The sequence below is a fragment of the Bacillus sp. z14 (2026) genome, assembly GCF_058313575.1.
This window is the reverse complement of the sequence record NZ_JBZFQK010000002.1, coordinates 1-24,821: the sequence shown is the minus strand read 5'-3', so window position 1 is coordinate 24,821 and position 24,821 is coordinate 1. Positions and strand designations below refer to the sequence as shown.

The window sequence follows — 24,821 nt, the reverse complement described above, 5'->3', positions numbered from 1 at the left end:
ATTCAATCCTTTTTTCTTGCTCTTAAAATAAGTTTTCCAAATGGAAGTACTCTATTAAAGGCTTTTTTCTTCCCTCGTTATGCCATTTATGATATTCTTTCAAAACTTGTTTAGGGTCATTATTAGCAACCTCTTCAACCAAATACTTTACTGCAAGAAAGCTTCGCCAGTAATCGAACATAATACTTGTTAAACTCCCTTGATAACTGTCACTTCCGAACTCCTCTAACGAATGGTTACCATATTTGTGCTTAAACAGACCCATCAATTCTATCTCAATATTTGTAATCTGCTTATTTTCTGTATCAGTTAGTAAGTATTTTCTTGATAAGTACTCACACATTCCTTCCTCAAACCAAATACTGTTCTCTCTCTCATCATCAAATTCATCCAAAAACAAATCGGAGTGATGGGTTAATTCGTGTCCAAGTATAGTTAATATATGGTTTTCAGACATATTAGTATAGAAGTCTTCTATTTTAGAATGTTTCTTTCCCTCTAATTGTGTAAGAAATAACCTCCTCCAGCTTACCAAATCAGGAGAAAGATAAATGAGATCTTTATTTGTAAAGGCTGGGATCGGTATATTGGAAAAAACAGTTGTGGCTAGTTCATCTGTTGTCCATACAACTCCTTTTGGCAATTCTTTGAGCTCATAATGATTTACTAATTCAAGCTGATAGCCTTTTATTTTTTTGGAAAACCTCTCAATCAAATATTTGTATTCCTGAAAATCCTCTTCTTTCTCAAATGCAAATATATGCTTCAACACCAAAGACTCCCTCTACTATAAAATTCAAGTTAAACCTTGATATTATTTTAAATGAATTTTCTGTAAATAAATAAAAATAAGAAATCCTCTTATTAAATTATTTTGTTGAGGGAAAATCAGGCGCTATGATTATAATGTGTAAGAAGGAGTTGCCTTTTCCGTATTCAGAGCATAATAATTCGGTTGGAAGTCCCTTTATTCACTGGATGAGGAAACATTAGAAGATGTCCACGTGACTAATAAATAGAGCCAAAAGTGGGATAGAAGATTTGATAAAAAACCCCTTGCAAGTAAGCAGGTTTAAATTAGGGATTATTCAAGCACTGTGCTATACTTAGCCTACCATTTGCTATACAGTTTCATTCTTTTGTTGTCTAAGCTCTATTCATTTCTTGAATAGGGCTTTTTTATTGCGCAAATTGATTTAAAAACAAAAAAGACCCTGCATATGCAGGGTCTTTCATTAGCTCTTATTAAGCTTTTTGAACGTTTGTAGCTTGTGGGCCACGTTGTCCTTGTTCTACTTCAAACGTTACGCTTTGACCTTCGTCTAAAGATTTGAATCCTTCGCTTTGGATAGCTGAGAAATGTACGAATACGTCTTCTCCGCCTTCACGTTCGATAAATCCAAAACCTTTTTCTGCATTAAACCATTTCACTTTACCTTGTTCCATAATTGTTGCCTCCTAGTGTGGATGTCCACACAATGTGTTACTATCCTTGCTCAAATACCTTAGACGAAAATCAAAATCGCTTCTCAATCTGAAACCGAACAAAAATAATTCTTCTTAAGAATAACAGGTAATTCCAATAATAGCAAACTATACGACCTCACCTTTCATAATTGGATATTTATCTATGATGCAATATATACTCTGAAACATTCAAGAGGAACAACCACATGATATAACCCGTTTCGCAGAAAAATATAATGTGCCTGCGACGGAGGGAGGTTATCCTAAAAATAAGTGGTGATACCTCCTCGACCAATGGTGAGGGGGTATTCTCTAATGGTTAAGGCACCAATAACGAAGGAAAAAGCCACATTCCCTTTAGCTAAGATATTGGTTTACTCTCATTCTAAGGGAATTTAAACAGATTCATCCCCTAGTCTGACTTAATCTTGAGATTCAAAGTATTCCTGTATAAAAATATATTCTCACCAATGATCATTCCCAGGGTAGAGTATATATAGACATCTTGTTCATTAAAAGGAAAGGTAGATATTGAAAGAATTAGAAAATTCCAACCGATTGTTTGTCGTGCCGATTATTGCTATTTTAATATTAGGGATTATTTTTATGACAGCCGTATTGCCAATGGTGAAAATGGAGACTTATTCTTTAGCCATGAAGTCATTAATAGTTTATAGTGTTGTTCTTCTTAGGGTGCTAGTCGTGGCACTTATATTAGTTTGGATATCAATAATTTAGTAGAAAAAACAGATACGAAATATTCATCATAATAAATCTAGCCATTTTGCGCTTTTGCCAAAATGGTTTCTTCATGAAATAAAAAGGAAGGTAGAAAAATGGGATTTTCATTATTTGGACCATATCATATTGCATGGCTCATTATAATAACGTTGACCGTTATCAAGGTTAGTAAGCATTTCAATAAATTAGATGCCAAAAGTCAGAGTATTGTACAACGAAGAATCGCATGGTTTATTTTATTATTTGAGATAATTAAGAATATCTATTTGATTAACAGAAATGAATTTACAGTTGACTATCTACCGTTTGAATTATGTAGTTTTGCGATTTTTGCGATTTTATATCATGCCTATACAAATAGCTTAATAATTGGTGAAAAGCTCTATAACTTATTCTTACCTGGTGCAATTGCAGCTTTATTATTTTGTAACTGGACACATCGCCCGATTTATGAATTTATGAGTTTATTTAGCTTTATTTTTCATTTAGCACTTGTTATGTATTGTGTCATGGTGTTATACGCTGGGATTGTAAAACCAAATAAAAAAAGAATAGTAGGTTCAGTCCTATTTTTAGCTGTGACAGGATCAATTATCTATCCATTAAATAAAATATGGGATACAAACTTTATGTTTTTAAATGTCCCCTCACCTGGTTCCCCACTTGTTCCGCTTGAAAAGGTACTTGGGAATCCCGGGTACATATTTGGTTTAGCTTGTATGATTGTTATTTTATGGGTTGTGATGTATTTACCATGGAATAAGCTTCAACGATTAAAAGAGACTAATGATTTCTCAACTCATTAAAATCGTTACTTCTTTTACTAGGTAATTTTTTTATTACTCGTTAAATTCATATAAAAAATGACATTTTTACTGAAGAAGAAATCGAAGGCGAATTTCAGTAAATGGCTTGGAGAGTTGGAAATATGCCCGTGATTAGGGATTTTTGTTGACCAAATTGAATAAAAAACAAAAAAAGATCCTGCATATGCAGGATCTTTCATTAGCTTTATTAAGCTTTTTGAACGTTTGTAGCTTGTGGGCCACGTTGTCCTTGTTCTACTTCAAACGTTACGCTTTGACCTTCGTCTAAAGATTTGAATCCTTCGCTTTGGATAGCTGAGAAATGTACGAATACGTCTTCTCCGCCTTCACGTTCGATAAATCCAAAACCTTTTTCTGCATTAAACCATTTCACTTTACCTTGTTCCATAATTGTTGCCTCCTAGTGTGGATGTCCACACAATGTGTTACTATCCCTGCTCAAATACCTTAGACGAAAATCAAAATCGCTTCTCAATCTGAAACCGAACAAAAATAATTCTTCTTAAGAATAACAGGTAATTCCAATAATAGCAATTAATACGACCTAACCTTTCATAATAGGATGTTTATTCGTGTGCTATATACTGCTTCATAATGTCTAAAGAACTCATCCATATAAGATTTTTCATTTAATTTAATTTACTTATATTATTTAGAATCATAAAGGACACTACACAGCGGTTACATACCAATCATGTAGTGTCCTTTTAAATTTGTATCACCAGTATTGTAAAAACTACCTATAATTTTGCTGCTGCTTCTTTAACTTTTTCCAAACCTTCCGCGATAATCGTTGCGGCATTATCAGGGTCTTGCGCATGGCCTTCGATGATTACTTCGTCAATAATTTCAAAGCCGAAGAAGTTTGTCATAACGGTACGCATATAATTCACAGCCATGTCCATGCCGTTCATTTCTGGAGAACTATAGAAGCCGCCACGAGCATTTAATAAAATCACTTTTTTACCTTTTAATAAAAATTCCTTTTGACCTTGCTCATTGTACTTAAATGTAAAGCCAGCTTGTAAATTGTAATCAATAAATGCTTGTAACGCTGAAGGAATGGTTAAGTTCCATAATGGGAAAGCAAAGACTAGCACCTCTGCATTTGTAATAGCTTTTTGTGCTTTTTGCTGTGCCGCTATTGAAGCAGCTTCCCTTTCGTTTAAGTCTTCGCCAATTTGCAATTTGCCAAAGGCATCGAACAAATCTTGACCGTAATGTGGCATGTTCTCTTCAAACACATCAAAAGTTGTTACTTGTAGCTTATTATTTTTTGCTGCTTCTTCCACGAATGTTTCATACATCTTTGTTGAAATACCATCTGGACGATTGTTTGCCTTAATTACTAATACGTTAGTCATGACATTAACCTCACTTTAGAATGTATTTTCCAACAAGAATTGGTCTATATAAATATTACGAAAATATATAGATTTAAATAAAAATATTTTTAAAAAGTAATAATGTAAGTTGGTTTAATCTGTTTATCTACTTAATGCACTACGAACCATTGGGGCAACTTTATTTGCCAGTAAGTCAATGGCTTTTACTAAACGAGCAGGTGGTTGATTCCCCATATCAAACTGACCCATAAAACGTGTATGACCGAATAATTCATGCTGGTACAGAATTTTCTCCGCTAATTCTTCAGCACTTCCTACTGCTAAAATTTGATTTGCTGCTCGCTGTGGCATCGTTTCTTCAGCAGTAACAGGATTAAAGAATTGCCCACGATCTTTCATAAAATGCTGCATGTACTGATTATAATGAGGGGTAAACTCGCGTATCGCTTGACCACCATCTGATGCAATATAGCCATGTCCTGTTACAGAAACTTTTAATTTTGATAAATCATGTCCTGCTTCATTCGCAGCTTTCCAATAAAGATTAGTTAAATATTGAACGCGCTCTGGTTCACCAGCCAATAGCCCCATTGCCATATTTACCCCAAGCTTTCCTGCACGCACTGCACTGGCAGGCGTTCCGCCAACTCCAATCCACATTGGAATTTTTGGTTGCACAGGCCGAGGGGAGATCTGTGCGTTACGAAGTGGCGTACGGAATTCTCCATGCCAATTGACGACTTCATGTTCTTGTAATTGCATATATAGATCAAGCTTTTCTTCAAATAAACGATCATAATCATCTAAGCTTGCTCCAAATAATGCGAAGCTTTCTAAAAAGGCACCACGACCTAGAATTATTTCGGTACGCCCACCACTTAATAAATCAAGCGTGGCAAAATCCTCATATACTCGTACAGGATCTGCTGTACTAATAACGGATAAAGTGCTCGTTAATTTAATCTTCTTTGTTTCACGCGCAATGGCTCCAAGTAGCATGGCATAGCTTGATGTAACAAAGTCTAATCGGTGATGCTCACCTGTACCAAACACATCAAGTCCCGCTTCATCTGCCCACTTCGCCATTTGAATGATGTTTTCTACCCTCTCTTTGGCAGATAACACTTGGCCGTTTGCATCCGGGATACGTTCACCCAATGAATAAACTCCAAATTCAAAATTCATTTTTCTCCACCTACTATAAAAGAATGACTACTAACATTATTGATAAAATTCCCAAAATTCCTATCATAGCTGTATCCTTAAACGTATCTTTTACGCGGATATGTGTAATCACTCCCCCGATTACCAACTGCCACTAAAATCAAAGCTCCTAGAATTGCGAAACCTTCAATCCAGAATCCTATAATTAGTAATACAGCTGCCCCTAACTCGACCAAGCCAGTTACGACTCTAAACCACTGAGGGTATCCCCATTTAGCAAACACTTCTCTGTGCATTTTGGAACCATAGGTTTTCTGAACACCAGCCATTAAAAACAGTAACGCTAATATTCCTTGTAAGATCCAAGCTAATATAGTCATTTTCCATCCCCCTTTTTGTTGAATACAATCGGCATTTTGCCAATCCATTCATTTTTACTGATCGCGTCGTACATACAATATGCGATATTTTTGCGTGAAACGCTCATTTTTGCTTTTGTGTCTCCAAATGAAATAGCATAACCATTACCGTCCGTTTTTACATTTGGATTAATGATTCTGACGACTGTCCAATCAACTTTACTTGCCTTCACCAGCTGCTCAATACCTTTCATTTCCAGATATCCAGGAGGGAAAAACAACTTCGGCATAAGCGCAGGCATAATCGTTGCGAGTTGTTTTTTGTCTTCCTTTGAACTTACAGAAGGTGTTGCAAGAGTAATGAAACGTTTCACACCTTGTGTTTCCATCACGTTTAAAATTGTTTCATGTGCATCACGAATTGGTAATTCTTTTACTTTTCGTCCACCATTCAGTTTAGGACCAAGAGTACTCACGACTGCATCTTGCCCTTTAATCGCTTTTGTTACGACCTTTTCATCTGTTAAGCTACCTACGATCGTTGTCAAATTGGCATGCGATACGTTTAACGCACCTTCCCGGCGAACGAATGCCGTAACCTTAGCTCCATTTTGCAGGGCAATATTGATAAATTGTTGACCAATCTGTCCGTTGGCTCCAAAAACAGTAATATTCATTTAATAACCTCCGACACCTTTTGTTTATGCAACACTTGTTGTAAATCAATAATAATACGAATATACACACCGAACAACCAACAAACCGATAGGAAAATCGTATATACAACATTTAAGCCTAAATGTTGAAAAAGTAGGAGATTTTCGAAATGATTAGAATCAATTTCTTTAGAGAGAAAAGAAAAAATGCCTCCGTAAACTTTCGTTTACAGAGGCGTAAATTTTAACTCAATAATTTTTGCAATGCTTCTTTAACAGATGTTGGTTTACGTCCAAGGAGCATTCCTAAATCTGAATGAGGGTTCTCTAATCCGCCTTCACGAATACCTTGTTGAATCATCGTAGTCATTGCTACTGCTTCTTCTGGTAAATTCGCTTCTTTTAACATGTTGCCGTACGTAGCATCATCCACATTCATTACCTGAATTTCTTTACCTGTAACTTCATTTACAGCATGAACAAATTGACCTTGCGTTAAGTTTTCACCTGCTAATTCATACGCTTTATTTTCGTGTCCTTCACCTGCAAGTACATTTGCTGTTGCTTCTGCTAAATCTGGACGGTAAACCCATCCTACTTTACCTTCACCTGCGGCGGTAACCCAAGGGGCACCATTTAAGCTTTGCTGAATACTGCCTAATTCATTTTCAACGTACCAGTTATTACGTACAAATACGTATGGAATACCTGATTCTTTAATAATGTTTTCACGGACACGATGAATTCCTGCTAAGACAAACTCACTCACGTCTGCACGCGGAGCACTAGAATAAACCATTTGTGCAACGCCAGCTTCTTTGGCTGCTTCTACCGCATTATTTTGTTGGCGAGCTGAAGTTTCTGGATCACTGAATGTCGAAATGATAAATACACGATCGACACCTTGGAAAGCCTCTACTAATGTTTCTTTTCTATCAAAATCAGTTTCACGTATTTCAATACCCTGGGCAGCGAAATAATTTCCTTTTTCTGATTCTGTTTCACGCATACCTGCAATAATATCTGAAGTTGGAACCTTCTTCATTAAATGTTCCACAATTTTTGATCCTAAATGTCCTGATGCACCCGTTACTAAAATGTTCATACTATCTTCCTCCTATTGAATCATTTATCCTAGTCCAACTCGTTTGTTGGCACTTTTCAGATAAACAACACTTGTTGTATAATTAATTCTATATTTCATCAATAAAATGTACAATCAACAATACAAGCAAAACATCGTATATACGACATTTCGTTAAATATGACGAAAAAATAGGAGGATATTATGGAGAAAAAGTTAGATCCTCGATTCCTAAGAACACGTAAATTAATTATGGAATCATTTATGGAGTTAGTAATTGAGAAGGATTTCAAGGATATTACAATAAAAGACATTACGCAACGAGCAACTGTTAATCGCGCAACGTTTTATTATCACTTCTTTGATAAATATGACTTATTGGAAACAGTCATCAGTGAAGATGTGTTGCAGGGGATATTAAAAGATGTAACTTCGCACGAAGCATTAACACCAGAAGTTTTAAATGACATATTCTTTAGTTTATTATCCTTTCAAAGTGGGTTGGCCAATCAATGTGCACGTAGTTATGAAGCATTTACACCCAAAATTGAAACTATCGTAAAAGAAGAACTCGCAAGGGTATTTAAAGATTTATTAAAGAAAAAGTACCCCTCTTGGTCAAATGAAAAAGCAGACTTGCTTAGTATTATGATTAGTTGGAGCCTATATGGGATGTCAACTAAATATGTAAAAAGTGGAGACCATCCATCTGAAGAAGTGATGAAGGAAACTTTTGTTACCTTATTAAATGTTTATTGAAGGATTTTTAAGAAAGCTAGCAGTTATTGTATTTGTAAAAAGTAATAGAAAAATACTCCCTTTGCAAGTAAGCAAGTTTAAATTAGGGATTATTCAAGCACTGTGCTATACTTAGCCTACCATTTGCTATACAGTTTCATTCTTTTGTTGTCTAAGCTCTATTCATTTCTTGAATAGGGCTTTTTTATTGCCCAAATTGAATAAAAAACAAAAAAAGACCCTGCATATGCAGGATCTTTCATTAGCTCTTATTAAGCTTTTTGAACGTTTGTAGCTTGTGGGCCACGTTGTCCTTGTTCTACTTCAAACGTTACGCTTTGACCTTCGTCTAAAGATTTGAATCCTTCGCTTTGGATAGCTGAGAAATGTACGAATACGTCTTCTCCGCCTTCACGTTCGATAAATCCAAAACCTTTTTCTGCATTAAACCATTTCACTTTACCTTGTTCCATAATATGTTGCCTCCTAGTGTGGATGTCCACACAATATGTTACTATCCTTGCTCAAATACCTTAGACGAAAATCAAAATCGCTTCTCAATCTGAAACCGAACAAAAATAATTCTTCTTAAGAATAACAGGTAATTCCAATAATAGCAAACATACGACCTCACCTTTCATAATAGGATGTTTATTCGTGCGTAATAGTAGCAGAACCATCACCACAACCTATCGTCATATAGTAGCATCCTCTAATACCTCGTTCACATTCCCTATCCTCATCCTCTAAAAAAGACATCAAATATAAAGCACAGCTCAAATACCATCCGTTTTCCTAACAAAAATAGCTAATGATTGAGTAAACCTATTAATAAAAAATAAGCTTGGGATATCCCAAGCTTATAGATCTTTAACGAAGAACTATTCTCTCGTTCATCTAGTTTGTCTCAGAGTTAAAAGTGTTACTCCCCTACCATTCCATCATTATCGTTATCGCGCATATAAGGATATAACCAATGGTCACTCGTTATGGGCATACTGAAACCTGCATCTTTTGCTTCTTTAATTGTCACTTGTCCATTACCATTCACATCAACACTAGAAATATCACCTTTCGTGTTTGAACTAGTTGAACTACTAGAATTACTTGAACTAGTTGAATCAGAAGGCTTACTTTCTGTTAAACCGAGCGATGCGTTTACTTCATCAGGGTTTACATTGTCAAATTTATCCACAATCTCGTTACCCCTTATATTATAGGAATACTGGTAATGGGAAGGGACCTGTGTTTTCGTATTCGGATAGGTGATAATTGCTTCGAAATTAGTAGCTCCACCCGCACGACGAATCGCATCTTCCATATAAGCTTGGTCACCATGTCGGTTGAGTGTACTATCCTGCGGGGTAATATTATAAGCATTCGATACCCCGCCGAGAGAATCAGCGATGATATGTCCTTCATCTAAATTATCACTCTCAACACCAGGAACTTTCGCCTCATCAGAGTAGTATCTTCCAGATGATGTTACAGGTTCGCTACGATCATCTTGCAGAATAATTTCGTCAGCAATGACACGCACTAATTGCCCGTATTCATTCGTAAATGCCCAATATTCACGATCCCCATAGCCAATGTCAACGACAACGTTAGCTTCACGATATCCAGACAAATCGCCACCATCAACCTCAATCCGTTTGTATCCTGAGAACCGTTCATCCTTTGATTGGGTTTTTGTTTCCTCTATTACTGGTTCATCAACTAATTGTTCCTCTACTGCTGGTTCATCACTAACCGTAGGGGTAGTTTCTTCTTTTTCTTCTTTTTGACTATTTTCTTCTGTATTAACTGTGGTTACTTCTTGTGATTCTTTTTCTACATCTGTAATAGATGTATCATCAGCATTCGAACAACTCACCAAAAAGATAATCGTTAAAAGTGAGATTATATAGTTTATTTTCTTTTTCATTCTAGGACTCCCCTATAATTAACGTTAATAACATGTAAGTATATTTTATCACATAATATTATTCTATTTTTACTTTCGTTTTCATTTGCCTTTCATTTCCACGATTTTTGATTTAGGATTCGCTGCATATAAATTAAATAAAGAAAAATAAATCACAACAAAAAAACGCACGCAGATTTCATATGCGAAATATTGTACGTTTTGGCTGGATATTTACTAATATGTGGCTCACGAGTAATCCCAGCAAGAGAAGTCCAATTAACAAAATGTTCTTCATCTATCTCTTCCTATTGAATGGCATTTTTAAGAATGCAGCTCCATTTTCAAGATTTATCCATTAAAATAATTATATAGCCTGCTTGAAATAAAGAAATATAAAAACAACTACCTCAAAATTTTAAATAATATTCTTTATAAATAACAAATTTACGGTAAGGTTATTTCGAAATACCAGTTGAATTAAAGTTATGTGGATTATAAGAGGAGGATGAGCAGTATGAACAGTTGGCGAACGGCTAAAGGATTTGGATTGGTTCTGTTCCTTCTGCTAGGGAGCCTGTCCTTTCCCACTACGGGAGAGGCTTTGAGCTGCGCGGAACCTGAACGCGCGGAAAAAGCTTTCAAGAACGCCGATTTCGTATTTAAAGGGATGGTAAAGGAGCAAAAAGGAGACAGTTACATTATCCAAGTGGACACGGTCTATAAAGGAGAACTGAAACCTAGGGTTAAAGTGAAAGACATGATCGGAGATTGGTTACAAGAAACTCTCAAAGAAGGCGGAATCTACCTCATTTACGGACATAAAAAAGGATTACACATTGAGGTTGATCCGTGCGGACGAGCAGATGAATGGCCGAAGCTGACAACGGACGTGGAAAAGTTTCCAAACGGGGAACTGGCAGATTATGATGCAGATGACTTTTTAGAATATACCCGAAGCCGCGATCAAAGAATTGCTGGTACCATTGCAGGATTACTTCTCTTGTCAAACGTGTGGATTTGGCGAAGGAAACGAAGATAAACCAGCAATAGCTGGTTTTACTTGCTCAACCCTCCTGTAATGTTCCATTGAAATCTTTAGACAAAACAACTCCAGTCTCCCTTCTTCTAAGAATCTTCCTTGCTTAATTGATACAGCCACAATCTCACCAAGAAGAAGGAGATATTAAATGTAAAGAAATATCCTCTAAGCGGATTAACTTCCTTGATGACCAAACAGAGCAGTAGATTTTAATATGATGTGAAACCTGTAAGGTTTAGCATTAACCATGTAGGGGGAAATGTTGATGAACAAATGGTTGAAATGGGTTATCGGAATCTTATTGATTTTTACCGTTTCAGGGTGTTTTGCAGAGGATTATGATGTGGGGCTTCCAAGCGCTCGTTTAGAAGTAGGCGAGATGGATGGACTCCTAGCATACCCGTTAACCGAAGCCAATATCAGCTGGAGCTCGTCGAGTGGCGAAGTAAAGAACGTTGTGTTAGATATTGAAGAATTCGGTCCTAATCAGAATAAAATATTTGCACATCCCAACCAGGAAGCCAGGATTGACATTATTGAAAATGAGGAAAATAGCGGAAGCAGTGGGGCCAGCTGGCCAGACTCCATTGCCGTCACATTGTGGAAAAATGGGGAAGATACCGATCTCGATGTGAATGAAGACGGGGAATTCACCTTCCCTAATACCGAAGGAACCTTCGTAATGGAAGTGATTACGAGAAACTCATCAAATAAGGCTCAGTATGTCGGATATGTCGAAATAAAAAAATAGATACCGAAACCAATTAAGTTAAAAGGTCAAAAAATCGTTTTATTACCATTAGATAACTCATTCAATTTCGAAATATTATACTTAACAATAAAAAGGAAGCCAATCGCTGATTGGCTTCTACTTTAACACACATATGAACACTAGAAATTACTCTCATGAAACGGAATCGTTTTTTTCGTGATCTACCTGGCGAATTGGAACCAGGTCACGCAGAACCCACCGAGTCTGCTTTGACCATGAACTGGTTTTTCCCTGTTTGATCAATGGCGTACCATATCCAGGTTCACCTCACCCCGCTCCTCATAGTCGGGTTTACCGGCCAAACCTGCAATACAGGATCATTCGTAGCAAACATTATCCATAAAATTAACAGAAATGAAGTTTTCACCTTTTATTTTTCACACTTTATCTATAATTAGTTTCATAATCTTATGCAAATCATCTTCTGCTATGGATGGATAATGCCTGTAACACCTAACAAAAAGAGTAGCAAAACTGCTACTCTAGTCAAAAAAATTATTCTATTACTCTAGATTATCTATTGCATATTGAGCTTCTTCTGGAGTGAATTTTTCTCCATATTCAGAAACTAATTGGTCATATATAGCGCTTTTTGACATATCCATATCATCAGCATAAGAGTTTGCTTTCTTTAATGCATTTGCATTCCAATCAAATTCAAGATTATTAATAGCATATTGAGCTGCATCAGCAGGGAACTGTTCTCCATATTCAGAAACTAATTGGTCATATATAGCGTTCTTTGACATATGCATGCTCTCAGCATACTGTTCTGCTTTTTTCAATGCAGAACTAAATTCTCTTGAAACACTTACTTTTTCAGTTTTTGCTTCTTCTTTCGGTTCTTCTTTTGCTACTTCTTTAGTAGTTGTTTCTTCTTTTTCTTGTTCTTTGTTTTTAGTGTCATTAACTACACTTGTTTCTTTTACATCAGAAGAATCAACGGCCTTACTCTCCTCATTTTCTTCAGAAGTACCCACTGCTATAATCAATATGATCGCAATTAACCAAACCCACCATTTTTTATAAAATGGCTTTTTCTTCTTTTCTACTGCCCCCACTATATACACTCCTTTATACTTTCTATACAAACCACTTTAGCATATTTTTACTTTATTTACCGATGTTTGTGCTATTTTTCACAATTTATCCATTTGTTTTATCACAAGTATGGTGGCGTACTGGAATACAAGCTTTCTTATGTCACAAATGGAGAGCAGCACTCCTATATTAAAAGAAAAATAATATGAAAAAGTTTATGGCTGTGAATGAATATTTTTAAATAAAGCAAAATTAGGAAAGAGAAATACTGGTTATCCCTAACTGCAAAAAAAGCCAATCTTGGATTGGCTTCTTCTCATCACTCACACATACTTCCGACTCACACTCTTCCCATCATAACTAAACAAAATTCCCTTACCTTCCAACACCGTTTCCATATGAACCGTTCGTACCCATAAATAATGCATATGCGGCAAAACTTTCTCTAGATATTTTACATCCAGCTCAATATCCTCAAACCAATGCTTCAGGTAAAGTTCCCCATTTTTTAAATAGTCCCCGTCATTCACCGTAATATACGGGAACCCTCCATTGACCCGCATGCCGACAAGCTGATCTCGTACCGCTTTCCATTGCTTATCGACAATCTTATAGTCGCGCCCTTTTTTCTGAAATAGATACATATCCTCGCGCATGACTAAATCCTTTGTGAGGTAATTACGGAGAAAGGAGATATCCGATTCAATCTCCCGCACTTCAAACATTTTCTCACGGCCTGAATTTGGTTTAACCCCTCGCCTTTTCATCTCTTCGTCTGGGTTGTTATACCTCTCTTCAATATCCTCAAACATCTTGATGCCCAAGTAATAAGGGTTAATGCCTGTTCTTGACGGCTGCACCACACCTGCATTGAGCTTCGCAAATTCGATCGATTCCCCGCTTGTTAAATCAAGTTCACGGAGAATGCGTTGGTGCCAGTAGCTCGCCCAGCCTTCGTTCTCCTAAGGATCTTCATTAATGGCGCTATTTATAAACATTATTTCTAATAAAAGAAGGTGCTTTTAAACTGTCTCTGTTATTCCATTAACGCCCCTGTTAGTTTAAGTACACTTTTTCACAAACTTAATTTAATTTGCCTCTGCAGTAAGCGGCGTGTCCCAGGAGGAAGGCGATTTCGTCTTCTATCATAATGATAAGAGCCACCGATTTTTTGGCGGCTTTTTAACCTTAATTTTCACTCTTAACACATATAATTTAATAATCAAGGACCTGTGCCGCAAGAAACACTATACTTCTCGTTTTCATTTTGTTTTGCGTAGCAAATAGTGCCTGTCATTCCAGTTTCATTCTTCCAATCGTGCCATATTACCTCGTACTTATGTCCGTAATCTTCATCATAAATATCTCTAGAGATTATGATGGCAAAAAAACTTTGATAGGGATAACCATCATCTCTAATAGAAGCTCTTATAGCACTTCTAGGAGAATCGTTATCGTGTATGACTGAATCTAAAAGAGGAGGGAAGACTAGAACAATTATTAGTACGCCTATAAGAATCCATATTTTCTTCCTATTACGTTTCATATACTTACACCTCCTTTTTTAAAATTATACTATTTTCGGTAAATAACAAAGGGTTCAGTTCAGCTAACCTGCTCCGTTTGTGGAATAAAAAAAAGAGCTGATTACAACTCTTGATATTGAAGTAATGCCCCTGTTAGGCACAATATGAAAGATATCACTCAACCTCACTTAAGATTTTTTTCAATTCGGTCAAGACGTTGTTTAATCTCTTGTATATCTCTTTCTTCCATTTTTAATTTCTTCTCGGCTATTTTATTGTTTGCTAGATACCGCTTAACTATCTTAACGATATATATAATTGCTACAATAATTACACCAATTATCACCAAAAGAACAATTGGTAAAACGGCTGTAATAACATCTACCCAACCAGATGTCTCTACTACTGGCTTAATGGTTTCACCCACTTTTGCATCACCCCTTAGAATAGTACCTTTAATAAATCCTCTAAATGTTAATTAATAATTCTACATCGTTATTGAATTAACCTGCCCCTTTAGCTGCATAAGAAGGGACCGTCAATTTGACAGCCTTGCTTGAGAAAAAGTTTTCCTAAGTTCACTTGCTATATCCACTAGATTACGTAATCGTGTATAATTTCCGTAACTTCAATTTTTCCGTTAATCAATAGTTCAGGAAGCTTGTTTTTCACATTGCCCTTCCAATATTCTCTGGCTTGTTCAATTTTCTGAGAGAAAGGAACTCCATCTGCCTTTGGTAAAAGGTCTCCATCACCCTCAAAATAATTTCCTACAACTCTTAGTTTAACAATCTGAATAACTTTTCGGTTGTAAGTATCGAACAATTCTTTCCATTTCAGAGCTTCTTCATAGCTCTTCGCAGCATATAAACAAGATAATCTAGAAGGATATTCAGGATATTCTTGCAGTCTAACCATTTCTGCTAGCACTTCTCTTATTGCTCTAATTGTTTGATCCGCATAATCTACAACTACCTTGGCATTCTCTTTATTCAAGTGCAAGCCTTCATCTGTAAAATGGCTATATAAAACTTGCATAAAGTCTTCGTCTTTAGAATTTAATATTTCCCTTTCAAAAAAGAAGCGATATAAGGTGTTTTTTTGGTTCCTATCAAAGTTAATGATCTGTCCCATTCTCATTTCTTTATTAGTAACAATGTGATAAGCATAAAACTCCGTCTCTTTCATACATCTGCCTCCTGTTGAACTAATCAAGTTGGCTTATAATGCAACTTATCCATCATATCCACTAAGAATAGTTGTTTAAATTGTTCTGTAACCTGTTACGTTACTACTATAAAAAGTTCAACAAAAAGGCCATTAATCCTTCTTCCGCTAACCTGCCCCGTTTGTTCCATAAGAAATTCAACACAAAAAGGCATTAATCCTTCTTCCTGGATCAATGCCCCGTTAGTTTAAGTATACTTATTCACAATAATAGCAAATACCTTTAGAAATGCTATTTGTATTTATATTTCACTAATTATATGTCCCTCATTATCTAAGAAGTCTATGTTTATGTTAGAAAAGTTTTTTGGTTTATTGTTCATCAAAATCCAAACTCTCGTTTTATCATTGAGCCTAACAATATCTGCCTCTATTCCATTCACTTTTATGGTCTTCGTTTCAGCCACTATATCTTTTGGTATGACCCCGTGCAAAAGAATATCTCCATCAGTAAAACTTGTATAGGAAGAACCTCTATCCTCATCGTGAGAATAATAGGTTGGTTTCCAACCGAATATCCCTTTTTCAAACTGGACTAATGAAACAGTATTTCCAACTTCAAATGGCACAAATGTAGAATTCCCAATTCGGTAAAATTCTTTATCACCGATTTCAGTTTGAACAAATTCATTCTTAAACTTTTCAAATGCTTCATTGACAGTTTTAGAACTTAGTTTTACAGTCTCTATACTTGCAAATATCGCATATATAACAATCATTGATATAACATAAAATGAGATTGTTTTTGTACGTTTCCCCAACTCATCTCTTCCCCACGTTTTTTATTTTAACTCTTAAAATACTTGAATTAACTTAATATTATTTTCTCAGTTGCTCTTGTTAAACTAAACTGCCCCTTTAGCTGTATAGCAAAAAAGAGCTGATCACAGCCCTTGATAATAGAGTAATGCCCCCGTTAGTTGAAGTGCATTCTTTCCAATTATAGTTAGTGTTACATAATTAATCGTATCCTTCAATACAAGATTGCTACCCGATAACCCAAATAAGGACAATCAATCACAGTGTTTCTTAATCAATTTTTATTTCAGGATGAATGTTCAAAAACTGATTATCTTTTTATAATCACGACCAACACATATGTTATAATTCATTTGGAAAATAACGGGTTTTGTATTAGCAACTTCAATTTTATCTTTATATTTTTTAGCACACCCCAAAAAAGTTATCTTTTAATTCGTCCTCATTGCTTATTTCGATTTTATCCTACTTTCAGGAGAGTGATTGATATGAAAATGAAAATACTAAATCTTCTTGTGTTCCTTATTACAGGAGCCGTGCTTGGTCTGGAATTTGCAGTGGAATTTCTACCTGACTACTGGGCCGCGGACATCCTGTTTCTTGTCGTTAAAATCGTATTTTTCGGTTCGTTCCTCGTTCTCTTTTTTCCGAGCAAGCCAACCGAAGATTAATCCGCTGTCAATTTCACCTATTCTTATTGACCTAACCTGCCCCTTTAGCTGCATAAACAAAAAGAGCTGAATACAACTCTTAATATTGGAGTAGGGCCCCCTTTACTTTAATCTTTAAGCACAACAGTAAATAGATTTATCAAAAGCATCTTCAGGAGTATATATAATTCCATCTTTAATTTTATAAGGTATTCCATTTTTCTTTAATAATTCAGTTGCATTACTGTTGGTCTTTTCTCCCCATTTTATATATTCACCCTTATACTCCTTTTGACAAGCTGTTATCAAAAGAGAACACAAACATAGAGATAAAACTATTTTTTTCAAAAAACCAAACTCCTTATTATGTATTGATATCCCAAATTATATTTTACCTTAAAATTCCATTTTGTTGAGGGTTATTATTGAACAAACCTGCCCCGTTAGTCAAATAAGAAAGGGAGTTCAATAAGCAACAATATCTACGAACAGAGCCTACAAAAAAGAGCCGATTAACTATGAGGTGTATCATTATTAATCGACTCTGCAACACTTTAACTATTCTTGGATAGCTCTTGCTAAAATCTTATCCGTTCTAGTTTGTTCGATAATGTAACTCATCACAGTATCTCCATCTCCCATTTCGAAACAATTTTCGAAAGGTCTCCCCAAAAAGTCGTAATCAGATTTAGTCTTAATGATTTGAATAGCTTTCTTTGCTCTGTCTTTTGTTTCTGAGTTCATTTAAACCTCTCCTTTGTGTGTGTTTCACACATTATAAGGCCGATTTTTATGAGTGGCCCCTTTAAACTAAAAAAAGATAGGTAACCAGTATAGGTCATCTATCTTTCTATCTTTTTAATGGACTCTTTCTTTATACTTTGTCGCTAATAAGTCGATGATATCAACTAGGTTGACACCTTCTTCCCATTCTTCTCGGTCGTGTACGTAATCATTCATTATGCGTTTCTCTGTTTCATTGTCTACAAAGCAAGAAGAAGGGGATAACCATTGTTCTATTAAATTCTTTACTTCGTGTGTATCGACTTTAATAAGGTCTAAACTTTCCAACGTTTCTTCCAAGATTGCTGTATCAATTTGCATATGTAATTCTCCTTTCGGCTGTTGCCTACTGTATTTTCTAGATATTACTATACTTTTCGTATGTTGCAGGGGAAATACAAAAAATAAGGAGTGACGGAAAAAAATACGGTGTATCATTATACACCGCTGGTAAATCGATAACTTAATTATTAGTTTAAAAGAAAGATTCCAGCAAAAAACAGATACATTGCAAGTATACCTAACATCCTACCTTTTGAATCTCTGCTTGTAATAAGCATATATCCAAATAATATGGTAAAGAGAATGAAACCCAAGATGGTTAAGACACTATCATATGATGTCTCACCTTTTAAAGCAGCGATAGTACAACCGAGGAATGTAATAAGTATATAAACATAATTTTCTTTACTTTTCTCTTTCAATTGACACATCACCTTTCTAAATTTTTAGAATTTTTTAAATAAACTATTTTCCAATTATTCATATTATTGTATAATAATCAATGACAACAAACAAGGGGGACTCAAGGATGAGAAAACTATCACTACTGTTTTTAGCTATTATTATTGCTGTTTCAGGTCTATCGGTTAGTGGTGTATCAGCAGCGAGCTTTGATGTAGTTGGCTCGGAAAATGCGCTACAAGTAGAAAATAGAGAAATGCAATCTGTTACAATCGTTGAAGAATTCAATGATGAAGGGCAAGTTGTATCAGAAGAGGTAATCAGCATAGATGGATTAACGGAAGCTGATTTCGAAGTTGCTGGTGTAAATGCCGGAACTCTTGGTGGTGGAATTTCCACTTTTGCGGTTATTAATGATGGAAGTATGAACTATGAATTGATCGACACCTTCAAAGGGGACTCAAAAGTTATTTCAACAACTGCAAAATGGGTTTACAATTTTGCAATCGCAGCTATTCCTGTAAAGTTTAAGAAAAATCCTTGGTCTTCAGCTGCTGGTACAGCTACGGCGTATACGTTTGTGGAACCGCCTGCAACAAGGTACTATACAACTAAAATCTATCAAGCAAAAGACTCTGTCAATTATTATGGGAAAGCAGTTGCTAAAGAATATACAAATTCTTCTCGTACTACATTGAAAAGAACTGTTACTCATTTATCAAAGATTCCAAAATAAAACAAAAATCACACAATAGAGTTTGTTGTCGAATTGAATTGTGTATAAAAAAGCGGCTAATAAATATTTATCGGCCGCTTTATTTTTTTCGAAATTAACTTGCTGAATGACGTCAATTAGTCGGAAAAAGGGCCCGATATGACGTTTTTTCGTCAACCGAACCCTTTAGCTGCATAAAAAAGACCACCAATTTGACAGCCGCGATCTTCTGCTATTTTCCCTGTTAGATAAATAACATTGAATAAGAGCTAACGATTATTCAACACTTTATTTAGTTGAACTAGTGCTTCACTTACTTCTTTTCTTAGTTGTTGTTCGGATATTTCAAAAGCAGTTTCTTGTCCAGGGAGACATTCGTACCAATAGCTATCAACTGCTTCAAAAACTTCGTTTAATATTTCAAACAGTGTGTTATCCATTCTTTCTGTCTCACTTTTAAATGTATTTAGATATTCACGTTCAAAAACTTTAACAGTAATTATTTTATTTACAAAATCATCCATCAACCTCTTATACTTATACGCAAACATTTTTTACCTCTTCTAATAAATTTGTTTAATCCATTCTTAGGATATTGCTTTTTAAAGTAAATGCCCCGTTTGTTCCATAGTGAATGTAGGTAATTATTAAAGTCCTTAATTCTCAGATGATCTATTGATTTTCATCTCTTCTTTCTTTGATATGGCTCCTTTGCCCAATCATAGAATGAAAGAAGTAAGAATGCTATGAAGCACACCGCTATGTTTTCAACCCAATTAATCTCTGTTTCGGTAATGAAATCCCAACCGATTGATATTACAAAATAGATTATGGGGAAGCTAATATTCTGTTTGAAAATATTGATTTTGCCACCAACTTTCGTTTATTCATTTGGTAGAGAATTTTCGTTTGGTGTTCGCTGATAATAATATCTATGTAATAATTTTACATTAATATAAAAAGTCCTTCTTCAACTAACCTGCCCCTTTAGCAGCATAGAAAAAGACTCAATCGATCAATTATATAAATTGATTGAGCCAACGAAATTAAATAAGTCATTAATCCTTTTCTTGGTTTAATGACTTGTTTAATTTTCTTATTTCTTCTGTTTGATCAATAATATTGTTATTTAAAGGCTCTGTTCGTAAAGATTGTCGCTAAAGGTAAAAAAGAGACAGTTTTTATGCTGTCTCGCTATTCAACACCCCTGTTCAAGTAAATTCCTTCACAAACTTTGAGTAAAATGGGGTCAAACTCCGAGGAAAAATATTTTAATATTAAAGATATAATTTGTATGCAATAAAAAATTGAAAAAGAGCATCGTATTCGATGCTTTTATAACATCACCCTAAGAGGAAGTACCAGCCAAATACCCCAAGTATGCAAGAATAATCCCTGCTACATAGGTGATGATTGTATATAAGAAAAATATCCTTTTGTAATTACTTAAATATCTTTGAACCATTTCTAGTTTGAGTGTAGAGAAGGTTGTAAAAGCACCCATAAATCCTGTTCCAAGCAAAAGAACTATCATCGTATCCGCTTTAGCACCAGTAATAATACCTAATAGAAAGGCTCCCAATAGATTTACTGTAAGAGTTCCGATAGGCAGTTTAAATGTTGATTTACTGTTTAGTTTCTTACTAATTGAATAGCGAGAAATCGCTCCGAAAAAGCCGCCAATGCCGACCAATAAAATATGTGTGGCTGTCACTATTTTTGCACCTCCTGACTTACTCTAAAACCTAATCGACTCATTGCTAATCCACCAATAATACTTACGAATACATAAACTAAACCCAATACAATATTTCCATCCTGAAACAATTTAACGGTTTCGACACTAAGGGTTGAAAAGGTTGTAAAAGACCCAACAAATCCTGTTCCTATCACTGTTGCTACCGCAGGAGAAACGGAAATCCTCTTAAATAAATTAGTTGTTAACCAAGCCAAAAGAAAGCTACCAATTAAATTAACAATTAATGTAGCATAAGGAAATGTGCTATTTGTAAATAATGAAACTCCAACTATATACCTTAAAATAGCTCCTAATGCTCCTGCAATTCCTATCCAAAAGTAAATCATTTTGTTTCCTCCTTCCTAAAAACAAAAAGACTCCTGCCAGTATTAGTTTACCAGCAGGAGTCATTAGCCATTCGGCGGTTAAAGGCGAACTCCATCACCTGTTTAAATTTCATTAATATTATATATTCTATTTTATCGGATCGGAAGTAATTCCTTTTATCGTTTAGCGATAAAATTTAAAATGGCATCCATTTTAAACGAAAAAATCTGACCACTACGCTATAATCGTCAAGGAATATTTCAATCACCTTTGGAATGCTGTCCAACCTAATCACCATTTGTTAATATTATACAATTAGAATAGGTAGTTTTCTTCTTCAACTAAACTGCCCCGTTTGTCCAATAAGATCTTAAAAAAAGAGTTAATCCCTCTAAGGACAACCCCAATTAGTTGAAGAAATAATTATCAATAGCTATCCAATAAAAAAGAAGTGCAACAATAGACCAAATTAAGTAGTCCTTACGCTTTTTTTCTCGGATCATAAAATCTTCTATGCCAATTAAAAGAAACCCTGTCCCAAGCATAAGGTAGATAATTGCATAATAACTCCAAGAATCATCAAATTTATATCTCACTAGAAACCAACCAAATACTGCACCGACAAATAATATTAATTGTGCATACATTAGAGGTTTAACGCTACGTCCAGTTTCTTTAAAGAATAAACTCATAAATCTTTCAAGAAAAGAATTCATTTATCCTCCTTGTAAATCATTGTTATTTACACGGGGATAGCTGGTTTTTATTTATTCATAATATATCCCCATAAAACCCAGGTATATTTATATTCGATAAATTTCGATGAAATCCTTCTTCCGCTAACCTGCCCCTTTACTTCTATAAGAACTTCAACATAAAAAGGCATAAATCCTTCTTGGATCAATGCCCCAGTTCGTTTAATGCAACTCTTCATTATCTATATCCACATTTCATCTAATTTATCGGCATAGAAATTAATTGCTTCTTTATAACTCAGTATTTCAGAGTCTGTTGTGGTATCTATCAAACATTTCAGTAAAAACTCCATAGCCTTTTTATGCTCGTTTAGATTATATAAGGTCATTGAATAAAACACTTGAACGGCTCTATTAGTTGGAAATAATTCTATTCCTTTTAAAAAAACTTTTTCGGATTTTTCATATTCCCCTAAAGCTCTATATGTACTTCCAAGTCCCAATATTGCTCCTTCTAAATCTTTATCAGATAACCCTTGCTTAATAGACTTTTCATAGAAGGGAACTGCTTTTGATTCTTCTCCTAAAACATCAAAGCTCCAAGCACATTGGTAGTTAATAATTGCATTATCAGGATATTTCTCTACCATCTTTAATAGGATTTGATTTGATTCTTTCTTCTTACCATCTTTTCGTAATTCAAGTGCTTTTATCAATTGTTCTTCATTCAATGTTAATAAACTCCTTTACAAAATGTATTTGTTAACAAGTTCATCACATCACTACAAAAAATCCTTCTTCCGCTAACCTGCCCCGTTTGTCTAATATTGACTAGAACATACTGATATCTATTTACTGTTTATTTTCTTTTTGGCATCCACATACCCAACTATTCCAACTATTGTAATTAAAATCAAAACATACATATCTGTAGTCAGTATGCCTTTCGTTACTAATGACAGTTCATCGTATGTTCTAATCAAGAGACCAATTGGCGGGAAAATAAGAAGCGACAAAAAGAACTTTTTCCTGACTTCTAAATCTTGCATAATAATCCCCCTTAAAGCATTACTTTCCTTCTTCCGCTAAACCAGCTAATAGGTTGTCAATATCTCTCTGTATATTTCATTTTTTTATATGCTATACTGTTTTTGGGTATGCCAAATAACCCTCCAGTTTCTTTTTGGAAGGTTTTTCTTATGTTGGATAAATATCATTTCCTAAGCTAAATCTAGGAAATTCTCGTTCTTTTTCAATAAAGCATAAATCCAGTGAAGCAGCTTGTTGATACAAGCTACAATGGCAACTTTTGAAGGTTTTCCTTCTGAACGTTTTCTATCATAGAACTCTTTGAGCTTTTTATTTCTAGAGCCTCTTATCCCACATAAAACAGCTAAATACAAACTATGCCTTAGCCTACTGGATCCTCGTTTGGTTATACGATTTATGTTCGCAGTAAACTTACCAGATGAATAGACACTGGGATCGACTCCAGCGAAGGCCACTAACTTTTTAGGGTGATTAAACCGATCAATTTCTCCTATCTCCGAAATGATTGTTGCCGCAATCTTTTCACCGATACCAGGAATCGATTGGATAATCTTATATTCTTCTATTTCATTTGCCAGGGATACCATTTGGCTCTCTAAATCCGTAAGGTGTCCTTGGTAGTGAAATAAAATATCGATATACATACTAAGATTGATAAGATGGCTTTCATATCGCACTTTCTGAAAAGGATTTTGAGAAGCTGAATGAATGAGCTTTCTTGCCTTTTCTTTGGCCCACTGTACAGACCGACTGGGACAATGTTCTCGTATCCTATCTTCTAGCTCTTCCTTGCTAGCCCTTAGAACCTTCTCCGAGGTAGGGTATTCCTTTAATACCGATAAAGATACTTTCGAAAATAGATCCCCAAAAACCTTTCTATATTCAGGGAAAACCTGATCTAAAATCGTATGGAAATGCAATTTTGCCTCCACATACATATTCGTCATTATCTCTTGTTGTCTCGATAGATTCCGAATATTTAGAAGTTGAATTCCTCTCCTTTTTTGAGGTTCAAATTCTTCTTTATAATAGAGAACACATAATTGATACGCATCAAACGCATCAGTTTTCACCTTTCTTAAACTGGCCTTCTTCGCTTGATGAGAAATGATTGGATTCAATAAGATATAAAGTATGTCATTCTCTTCTAAGCATTGAACAACTGGGGTATGATAATGTCCTGTTGATTCCAATATAACCACAGGCATCTGCCCAGTTGTTTCCTTCATTTCTTCTAAGAAATAGATAAACTTCTCCAACTCTTCACGATTATGCTTAATCGAAAAACTTGTTCCATACGGCTTTCCTTTATCTAAAAAAGCCTGTACTTCACTTTCTTCTTTGGCTATATCTATACCCACAACTGGGTTCATTCTTTCTCCTCCTCTGATAAATTCACCAGTACCCCTATTTCCTCCAAGTAGTATTATAGCTTCGCTTGTTATACGAGATCTCAGTCCCAACCAGCCTCAAACATATTTCTACAAGTAGGGGGTGAACAGTTTAGCGGACGGGATCATTTGT

Annotated in this window: 34 protein-coding genes, 1 pseudogene and 1 riboswitch; of the genes and pseudogenes, 7 read left to right on the top strand and 28 right to left on the bottom strand. The window is 35.2% G+C overall.

Annotated elements, in window-relative coordinates; all coding sequences use genetic code 11:
- Positions 1-22 precede the first annotated feature (22 nt).
- Positions 23-769: a hypothetical protein gene (locus AC4G3O_RS06030; RefSeq protein WP_491135959.1), complete on the bottom strand. Its 747-nt coding sequence runs from the start codon at positions 767-769 to the stop codon at positions 23-25.
- Positions 770-1,245: 476 nt separating this feature from the next.
- A complete protein-coding gene (locus AC4G3O_RS06025; protein ID WP_066102150.1) occupies positions 1,246-1,446 on the bottom strand; it encodes a cold-shock protein in 201 nt (66 codons plus the stop codon).
- 552 nt (positions 1,447-1,998) lie between these two features.
- On the opposite strand from AC4G3O_RS06025, the gene AC4G3O_RS06020 reads away from it, so the two are divergent.
- Positions 1,999-2,205: a hypothetical protein gene (locus AC4G3O_RS06020; RefSeq protein WP_491135958.1), complete on the top strand. Its 207-nt coding sequence runs from the start codon at positions 1,999-2,001 to the stop codon at positions 2,203-2,205.
- Positions 2,206-2,303: 98 nt separating this feature from the next.
- Complete coding sequence (locus tag AC4G3O_RS06015) at positions 2,304-3,014, top strand: TMEM164 family acyltransferase (protein ID WP_491135957.1); 711 nt, start codon at positions 2,304-2,306, stop codon at positions 3,012-3,014.
- Between the two features lie 208 nt (positions 3,015-3,222).
- Here the strand turns inward: AC4G3O_RS06015 and AC4G3O_RS06010 are convergent, their stop codons facing one another.
- From AC4G3O_RS06010 to AC4G3O_RS05985, 6 genes are all read right to left on the bottom strand, one after another.
- Positions 3,223-3,423: a cold-shock protein gene (locus AC4G3O_RS06010; RefSeq protein ID WP_066102150.1), complete on the bottom strand. Its 201-nt coding sequence runs from the start codon at positions 3,421-3,423 to the stop codon at positions 3,223-3,225.
- A 352-nt stretch (positions 3,424-3,775) separates the two neighbouring features.
- A complete protein-coding gene (locus AC4G3O_RS06005) occupies positions 3,776-4,399 on the bottom strand; it encodes an FMN-dependent NADH-azoreductase (protein ID WP_491135956.1) in 624 nt (207 codons plus the stop codon).
- 123 nt (positions 4,400-4,522) lie between these two features.
- Positions 4,523-5,566 carry an LLM class flavin-dependent oxidoreductase gene (locus tag AC4G3O_RS06000; protein ID WP_491135955.1) on the bottom strand — a complete coding sequence of 348 codons (1,044 nt, stop codon included), beginning with the start codon at positions 5,564-5,566 and terminating at the stop codon, positions 4,523-4,525.
- A gap of 77 nt (positions 5,567-5,643) precedes the next feature.
- Positions 5,644-5,925, bottom strand: coding sequence for a DoxX family protein (locus AC4G3O_RS05995; protein WP_491135954.1), 282 nt, complete (start codon positions 5,923-5,925; stop codon positions 5,644-5,646).
- Positions 5,922-6,581, bottom strand: a complete 660-nt coding sequence (locus tag AC4G3O_RS05990; RefSeq protein ID WP_491135953.1) for an NAD(P)-dependent oxidoreductase — start codon at positions 6,579-6,581, stop codon at positions 5,922-5,924. Before AC4G3O_RS05990 ends, AC4G3O_RS05995 begins: the two co-directional genes overlap by 4 nt.
- A 223-nt stretch (positions 6,582-6,804) precedes the next feature.
- Positions 6,805-7,665: an SDR family oxidoreductase gene (locus AC4G3O_RS05985; protein WP_491135952.1), complete on the bottom strand. Its 861-nt coding sequence runs from the start codon at positions 7,663-7,665 to the stop codon at positions 6,805-6,807.
- A gap of 183 nt (positions 7,666-7,848) precedes the next feature.
- Between AC4G3O_RS05985 and AC4G3O_RS05980 the strand changes: the two genes are divergently transcribed.
- Positions 7,849-8,403: a TetR/AcrR family transcriptional regulator gene (locus AC4G3O_RS05980; protein ID WP_490995660.1), complete on the top strand. Its 555-nt coding sequence runs from the start codon at positions 7,849-7,851 to the stop codon at positions 8,401-8,403.
- A 251-nt stretch (positions 8,404-8,654) separates the two neighbouring features.
- Here AC4G3O_RS05980 and AC4G3O_RS05975 read toward each other — a convergent pair whose 3' ends face one another.
- Both AC4G3O_RS05975 and AC4G3O_RS05970 read right to left on the bottom strand, forming a co-directional pair.
- Positions 8,655-8,855: a cold-shock protein gene (locus AC4G3O_RS05975; RefSeq protein ID WP_066102150.1), complete on the bottom strand. Its 201-nt coding sequence runs from the start codon at positions 8,853-8,855 to the stop codon at positions 8,655-8,657.
- A 449-nt stretch (positions 8,856-9,304) separates the two neighbouring features.
- Positions 9,305-10,309 carry a DNA/RNA non-specific endonuclease gene (locus AC4G3O_RS05970; protein ID WP_491135951.1) on the bottom strand — a complete coding sequence of 335 codons (1,005 nt, stop codon included), beginning with the start codon at positions 10,307-10,309 and terminating at the stop codon, positions 9,305-9,307.
- Positions 10,310-10,805: 496 nt separating this feature from the next.
- On the opposite strand from AC4G3O_RS05970, the gene AC4G3O_RS05965 reads away from it, so the two are divergent.
- Both AC4G3O_RS05965 and AC4G3O_RS05960 read left to right on the top strand, forming a co-directional pair.
- On the top strand, positions 10,806-11,330 hold the full coding sequence (locus tag AC4G3O_RS05965) for a hypothetical protein (RefSeq protein ID WP_491135950.1): 525 nt from the start codon (positions 10,806-10,808) through the stop codon (positions 11,328-11,330).
- Positions 11,331-11,595: 265 nt separating this feature from the next.
- Positions 11,596-12,081: a hypothetical protein gene (locus tag AC4G3O_RS05960; protein ID WP_077247977.1), complete on the top strand. Its 486-nt coding sequence runs from the start codon at positions 11,596-11,598 to the stop codon at positions 12,079-12,081.
- A gap of 524 nt (positions 12,082-12,605) precedes the next feature.
- Here AC4G3O_RS05960 and AC4G3O_RS05955 read toward each other — a convergent pair.
- The 6 genes and pseudogenes from AC4G3O_RS05955 to AC4G3O_RS05930 all read right to left on the bottom strand — a co-directional run bounded on the left by AC4G3O_RS05955 (position 12,606) and on the right by AC4G3O_RS05930 (position 16,657).
- Entirely contained in the window at positions 12,606-13,163 is a 558-nt protein-coding gene (locus tag AC4G3O_RS05955; protein ID WP_066102175.1) for an Ltp family lipoprotein, read from the bottom strand.
- A gap of 303 nt (positions 13,164-13,466) precedes the next feature.
- Positions 13,467-14,102: pseudogene (locus AC4G3O_RS05950) on the bottom strand (SpoVR family protein); the annotation flags it as partial.
- 263 nt (positions 14,103-14,365) lie between these two features.
- Positions 14,366-14,689 carry a YjcN family protein gene (locus AC4G3O_RS05945; protein WP_066102178.1) on the bottom strand — a complete coding sequence of 108 codons (324 nt, stop codon included), beginning with the start codon at positions 14,687-14,689 and terminating at the stop codon, positions 14,366-14,368.
- Positions 14,690-14,853: 164 nt separating this feature from the next.
- On the bottom strand, positions 14,854-15,096 hold the full coding sequence (locus tag AC4G3O_RS05940) for a hypothetical protein (protein ID WP_066102181.1): 243 nt from the start codon (positions 15,094-15,096) through the stop codon (positions 14,854-14,856).
- 167 nt (positions 15,097-15,263) lie between these two features.
- A complete protein-coding gene (locus AC4G3O_RS05935; RefSeq protein WP_066102184.1) occupies positions 15,264-15,857 on the bottom strand; it encodes a DUF2441 domain-containing protein in 594 nt (197 codons plus the stop codon).
- Positions 15,858-16,138: 281 nt separating this feature from the next.
- A complete protein-coding gene (locus tag AC4G3O_RS05930) occupies positions 16,139-16,657 on the bottom strand; it encodes a hypothetical protein (protein ID WP_066102187.1) in 519 nt (172 codons plus the stop codon).
- 486 nt (positions 16,658-17,143) lie between these two features.
- On the opposite strand from AC4G3O_RS05930, the gene AC4G3O_RS05925 reads away from it, so the two are divergent.
- Positions 17,144-17,326, top strand: a complete 183-nt coding sequence (locus tag AC4G3O_RS05925) for a hypothetical protein (protein ID WP_491090810.1) — start codon at positions 17,144-17,146, stop codon at positions 17,324-17,326.
- A 114-nt stretch (positions 17,327-17,440) separates the two neighbouring features.
- Here AC4G3O_RS05925 and AC4G3O_RS05920 read toward each other — a convergent pair whose 3' ends face one another.
- From AC4G3O_RS05920 to AC4G3O_RS05905, 4 genes are all read right to left on the bottom strand, one after another.
- Positions 17,441-17,653 carry a hypothetical protein gene (locus AC4G3O_RS05920; RefSeq protein ID WP_491135949.1) on the bottom strand — a complete coding sequence of 71 codons (213 nt, stop codon included), beginning with the start codon at positions 17,651-17,653 and terminating at the stop codon, positions 17,441-17,443.
- 210 nt (positions 17,654-17,863) lie between these two features.
- Positions 17,864-18,049 carry a hypothetical protein gene (locus tag AC4G3O_RS05915; protein WP_491135948.1) on the bottom strand — a complete coding sequence of 62 codons (186 nt, stop codon included), beginning with the start codon at positions 18,047-18,049 and terminating at the stop codon, positions 17,864-17,866.
- A gap of 114 nt (positions 18,050-18,163) precedes the next feature.
- The gene (locus AC4G3O_RS05910; protein ID WP_491135947.1) at positions 18,164-18,409 is read right to left on the bottom strand and encodes a hypothetical protein; all 246 of its coding nucleotides are present in this window, start codon (positions 18,407-18,409) and stop codon (positions 18,164-18,166) included.
- Between the two features lie 149 nt (positions 18,410-18,558).
- A complete protein-coding gene (locus tag AC4G3O_RS05905; protein WP_491135946.1) occupies positions 18,559-18,792 on the bottom strand; it encodes a hypothetical protein in 234 nt (77 codons plus the stop codon).
- Positions 18,793-18,899: 107 nt separating this feature from the next.
- Here AC4G3O_RS05905 and AC4G3O_RS05900 point away from each other — a divergent pair, with 107 nt between their 5' ends.
- Entirely contained in the window at positions 18,900-19,508 is a 609-nt protein-coding gene (locus AC4G3O_RS05900) for a hypothetical protein (RefSeq protein WP_491135945.1), read from the top strand.
- A gap of 248 nt (positions 19,509-19,756) precedes the next feature.
- Here AC4G3O_RS05900 and AC4G3O_RS05895 read toward each other — a convergent pair whose 3' ends face one another.
- The 8 genes from AC4G3O_RS05895 to AC4G3O_RS05860 form a co-directional block, all read right to left on the bottom strand.
- The gene (locus AC4G3O_RS05895) at positions 19,757-20,038 is read right to left on the bottom strand and encodes a colicin immunity domain-containing protein (protein WP_491135944.1); all 282 of its coding nucleotides are present in this window, start codon (positions 20,036-20,038) and stop codon (positions 19,757-19,759) included.
- 797 nt (positions 20,039-20,835) lie between these two features.
- On the bottom strand, positions 20,836-21,201 hold the full coding sequence (locus AC4G3O_RS05890) for a fluoride efflux transporter FluC (RefSeq protein ID WP_491135943.1): 366 nt from the start codon (positions 21,199-21,201) through the stop codon (positions 20,836-20,838).
- Complete coding sequence (crcB, locus tag AC4G3O_RS05885; protein ID WP_491135942.1) at positions 21,201-21,572, bottom strand: fluoride efflux transporter CrcB; 372 nt, start codon at positions 21,570-21,572, stop codon at positions 21,201-21,203. Before crcB ends, AC4G3O_RS05890 begins: the two co-directional genes overlap by 1 nt.
- Before the next feature lie 47 nt (positions 21,573-21,619).
- Positions 21,620-21,680: riboswitch (Fluoride riboswitch) on the bottom strand.
- Positions 21,681-21,959: 279 nt separating this feature from the next.
- Entirely contained in the window at positions 21,960-22,268 is a 309-nt protein-coding gene (locus AC4G3O_RS05880) for a hypothetical protein (RefSeq protein WP_148631136.1), read from the bottom strand.
- Between the two features lie 47 nt (positions 22,269-22,315).
- Positions 22,316-22,486: a hypothetical protein gene (locus tag AC4G3O_RS05875; RefSeq protein WP_187393504.1), complete on the bottom strand. Its 171-nt coding sequence runs from the start codon at positions 22,484-22,486 to the stop codon at positions 22,316-22,318.
- 3 nt (positions 22,487-22,489) lie between these two features.
- Positions 22,490-22,978, bottom strand: a complete 489-nt coding sequence (locus AC4G3O_RS05870; protein ID WP_066102683.1) for a tetratricopeptide repeat protein — start codon at positions 22,976-22,978, stop codon at positions 22,490-22,492.
- A 117-nt stretch (positions 22,979-23,095) separates the two neighbouring features.
- Positions 23,096-23,296 (bottom strand): hypothetical protein, encoded by a 201-nt coding sequence (locus AC4G3O_RS05865; protein WP_066102689.1) that lies wholly within the window; start codon positions 23,294-23,296, stop codon positions 23,096-23,098.
- 171 nt (positions 23,297-23,467) lie between these two features.
- The gene (locus AC4G3O_RS05860; protein ID WP_491089503.1) at positions 23,468-24,670 is read right to left on the bottom strand and encodes an IS110 family RNA-guided transposase; all 1,203 of its coding nucleotides are present in this window, start codon (positions 24,668-24,670) and stop codon (positions 23,468-23,470) included.
- Positions 24,671-24,821 lie beyond the last annotated feature (151 nt).